Below are 3,344 nucleotides of genomic sequence, written 5' to 3'. Positions count from 1 at the left end.
CGCAGCCAGGCACCGCCGGCCCCGGGCCGTTGCTGAAGCTCCAGCGAGGCCGCGCCCGCGAACGCCTGGACGCGCTGCCAGCGCACCTCGCCCTCCTTGCCGGTGCCCGCGAGCAACTGCGCGGCGGCCCGCGCGTCCTGGGTGTGCTGGACGACATCGAGTACGTCGAGGAGATCCTGGTCCGGGCCGGGCAGCCGGATGTCCAGCTCCTCCTGGCGTACGAAGCCGTACGCTGCCGGATCGGCGGCGTCGGGCGAACCGGGCGCGACCTGGCGGATACCACCGCGGCGGCGCATGACGTACGGGCCGATGACCGCGGCCAGCAGGCCCGTCGCGATCAGGAACCAGAGAATCTCCATGGCCTCATTGTCCCGGACGCCACGCGGCCGGTACCCCGGCCGGTGCGCGGCCCGTGCCCGGAGGACGCACGGCCCGTCCCTCAGCCCGTACCGGCACGCCCCACCCGTAAGCGTGCCGATCCGGTCGCCGTTTCGGCGTCCTGCCGTGTGTGCGCCCGGTGCGTCATGTCCGGCGCTACGCTCGGGCCTCATGAGCCAGCAGCACACCAGCGAGCAGTATTTCGACGAGTCCGCGGCCCACCGGCGCTTCGAGACTCTCGCCATCCACGCGGGCAACACCGCCGACCCACTCACCGGCGCGGTCGTTCCGCCGATCTACCAGGTCTCCACCTACAAGCAGGACGGAGTGGGCGGGCTGCGCGGCGGTTACGAGTACAGCCGCAGCGCCAATCCCACCCGTACCGCGCTGGAGGAGAACCTCGCGGCGCTGGAGGGAGGCCGTCGCGGCCTCGCCTTCGCGTCGGGTCTCGCGGCCGAGGACTGTCTGCTCCGTACGCTGCTGGCGCCCGGCGACCACGTCGTGATCCCGGACGACGCCTACGGCGGCACCTTCCGGCTCTTCGCGAAGGTCCTCTCGCGCTGGGGCGTGGACTTCTCCGTCGCGCACACCTCCGACCCGGCGGCGGTACAGGCCGCCCTCACCCCCCGTACGAAGGCCATCTGGGTCGAGACCCCGTCGAACCCGCTCCTCAACATCACCGACATCGCCGGTCTCGCCGGGATCGCGCGCTCGGCCGGGGCGCGGCTCGTCGTCGACAACACCTTCGCCAGCCCGTATCTCCAGCAGCCGCTCGCTCTCGGCGCGGACGTCGTCGTCCACTCGACCACCAAGTACATGGGCGGACACTCGGACGTCGTGGGCGGCGCGCTGGTCGTGGACGACGCCGAGCTCGCGGACGAACTGGCCTACCACCAGAACGCGATGGGCGCCGTCGCCGGGCCGTTCGACGCGTGGCTGGTGCTGCGGGGCATCAAGACGCTCGCCGTACGGATGGACCGCCACTGCGAGAACGCGACGCGGATCGCGGAGATGCTCACCACGCACCCGCGGGTCTCGAAGGTCCTCTACCCGGGCCTGCCCGAGCACCCGGGCCACGAGGTCGCCGCGAAGCAGATGAAGGCGTTCGGCGGGATGATCTCCTTCCAGGTCGACGGCGGCGAGGAGGCGGCGGTGGCGGTCTGCGACCGCGCGAAGCTCTTCACACTGGGCGAGTCCCTGGGCGGTGTCGAGTCGCTGATCGAGCACCCGGGCCGGATGACGCACGCGTCGGCGGCGGGCTCGGCGCTGGAGGTGCCGTCCGACCTCGTCAGGCTGTCGGTGGGCATCGAGTCCGCCGACGATCTGCTGGCGGACCTTCAGCAGGCGCTGGGCTAGGCCCTGTCCGGACCCGGCCGAGCCCGGCAGGGGCCGGACGAGAGGCCCCGGGGCGAGGCCGGACGGGGAAGTGCCGTGCGGTGTACGGACGTTCAGCCGGCCGCCGCCGGGACCGGGAGCGGGCTACCACTCCAGTGGTGGCGTCGTCTCGGCCGGCGGCGCCGCCCACGGGTGCGCGACGGACGCCCAGACCGTGAACACGATCACGGCGACGAACAGCAGTGTCCACAGCACCCGGTGCACGGCGCGGCGGCGGTGGAGCAGCCGTACGCCGAGTTCGGTGGCGCGCGGTACGAGGTCGCCGGGCACGGCCGGCCGGTCCGTCTCCAGCATCCTCCGCACCTCCGCCGCCTTGTGGTCGCGGCGCCCGCGCCCGCTCATGACCGTGCCTCCCGCGGCTGTACCGCGCCCGGACCGGCGCCCGCGTCCGGTGACCCCACCGCGCGGGCGCCGGCCGACGGCCGGAGGACGGGCTGCTGCCGCATGGTGCTGATCGCGCGTGCGCAGATCGCGCGGACGCGCTCCACCGGAAGGCCGATGAGGGCCGCCGTCTGTTCCTCGGCCACGCCCTCGTACAGCCGCAGGACCAGGACGACGCGCTCCTGCGGACCGAGCCGGGCCAGTACGCCCGCCGTGGGACGGCGCCGCCAGGGATGCCAGGCCGTGCGGGCGACCCGCAGGGCGAGGTCCTGGCGGGCGCGGTCGTACGGGTCCTCGCCGCGCAGCCGGTCCCAGTCGGCGTAGGTACGGGCCAGCGCGGTGATCAGCAGACCCTGCGCGCGCGGTGCCGCGTCCGGGGGCTCGCCCGTGAGCAGCGCGGCCACATGCAGCAGCCGGCCGCCCGCACCCGCGGCGAACGCCTCGAACTCACGGGCGCGGCGTCGATCCATGGCAGTCCACCGCTCTGGCACGTCCTCAATTGACGCGATGGAGAAGACCACGGTCAAGAGTGCCTTTCGCGTACACGCCGACCGGACGGCCCTCAGGAGTCGGCGGCGTCCCGTTCGTCCGTACCGCCCTCGCCCGGCTGCTGTCCCGCCGCCCGCGCCGACAGCGCCCCGTTGAACCGGGTCAGCAGGGTGGTGAAGGACGTGCGTTCGTCGGCCGTCCAGCCGCCCGTGACCTGCGCCATCAGCTCGCGCCGTGACGAGCGGACCTCCTCCAGCCTCGCCAGTCCGCGCGCCGAGAGCTGGAGCACGACCGCGCGGCCGTCCTCCGGGTGCGAAGTGCGTTTGACCAGGCCAGTGTCGACGAGCGGCGCCACCTGGCGGGTGACCGTGGAGGAGTCGATGCCCATGCCCGCGGCCAGGGCCTTGACGCCCATCGGGCCCTCCTGGTCGAGCCGGTTGAGCAGCAGATACGCGGCGCGGTCCATGGAGTTGCGGACCTGGCCGACACCGCCGAGCCGGGTCTGTTCGGCCCGCCGGGCGAAGACGGCCACCTGGTGCTGGAGTGCATCGAGGAGGCCGGCGTCGCCCAGGGATTCGGAACGCAGGGGTTCGGAAGCCAAAGGCTCGGAACCCAGGGGTTCGGAGGCCATCTCCCGGGAGGCCGACGCAGCGGAAGTCATGTCCTGAATGGGGGGCATGGCTGGGGGCTCTCTTGTGCGG

Annotated in this window: 4 protein-coding genes and 1 pseudogene; 1 reads left to right on the top strand and 4 read right to left on the bottom strand. The window is 73.2% G+C overall.

Annotation, left to right across the window (positions count from 1 at the left end):
- Positions 1 to 359 (bottom strand): annotated as a pseudogene (locus tag BFF77_RS25610) (hypothetical protein); the annotation flags it as partial.
- Positions 360 to 549: 190 nt separating this feature from the next.
- Between BFF77_RS25610 and BFF77_RS25605 the strand changes: the two are divergent.
- Positions 550 to 1,734: a cystathionine gamma-synthase gene (locus BFF77_RS25605; RefSeq protein ID WP_066953989.1), complete on the top strand. Its 1,185-nt coding sequence runs from the start codon at positions 550 to 552 to the stop codon at positions 1,732 to 1,734.
- 123 nt (positions 1,735 to 1,857) lie between these two features.
- Here the strand turns inward: BFF77_RS25605 and BFF77_RS35930 are convergent, their stop codons facing one another.
- The 3 genes from BFF77_RS35930 to BFF77_RS25590 form a co-directional block, all read right to left on the bottom strand.
- Positions 1,858 to 2,115, bottom strand: coding sequence for a hypothetical protein (locus BFF77_RS35930; RefSeq protein WP_066953986.1), 258 nt, complete (start codon positions 2,113 to 2,115; stop codon positions 1,858 to 1,860).
- On the bottom strand, positions 2,112 to 2,624 hold the full coding sequence (locus BFF77_RS34775) for a sigma factor-like helix-turn-helix DNA-binding protein (RefSeq protein ID WP_066953982.1): 513 nt from the start codon (positions 2,622 to 2,624) through the stop codon (positions 2,112 to 2,114). The genes BFF77_RS35930 and BFF77_RS34775 overlap by 4 nt, the downstream gene beginning before the upstream one ends.
- Before the next feature lie 92 nt (positions 2,625 to 2,716).
- A complete protein-coding gene (locus BFF77_RS25590; RefSeq protein ID WP_079125495.1) occupies positions 2,717 to 3,322 on the bottom strand; it encodes a MarR family winged helix-turn-helix transcriptional regulator in 606 nt (201 codons plus the stop codon).
- Positions 3,323 to 3,344 lie beyond the last annotated feature (22 nt).

The organism is Streptomyces lushanensis (genome assembly GCF_001700515.1).
GTDB lineage: Bacteria > Actinomycetota > Actinomycetes > Streptomycetales > Streptomycetaceae > Streptomyces > Streptomyces lushanensis.
This window is presented reverse-complemented; position numbering and strand designations above follow the sequence as displayed.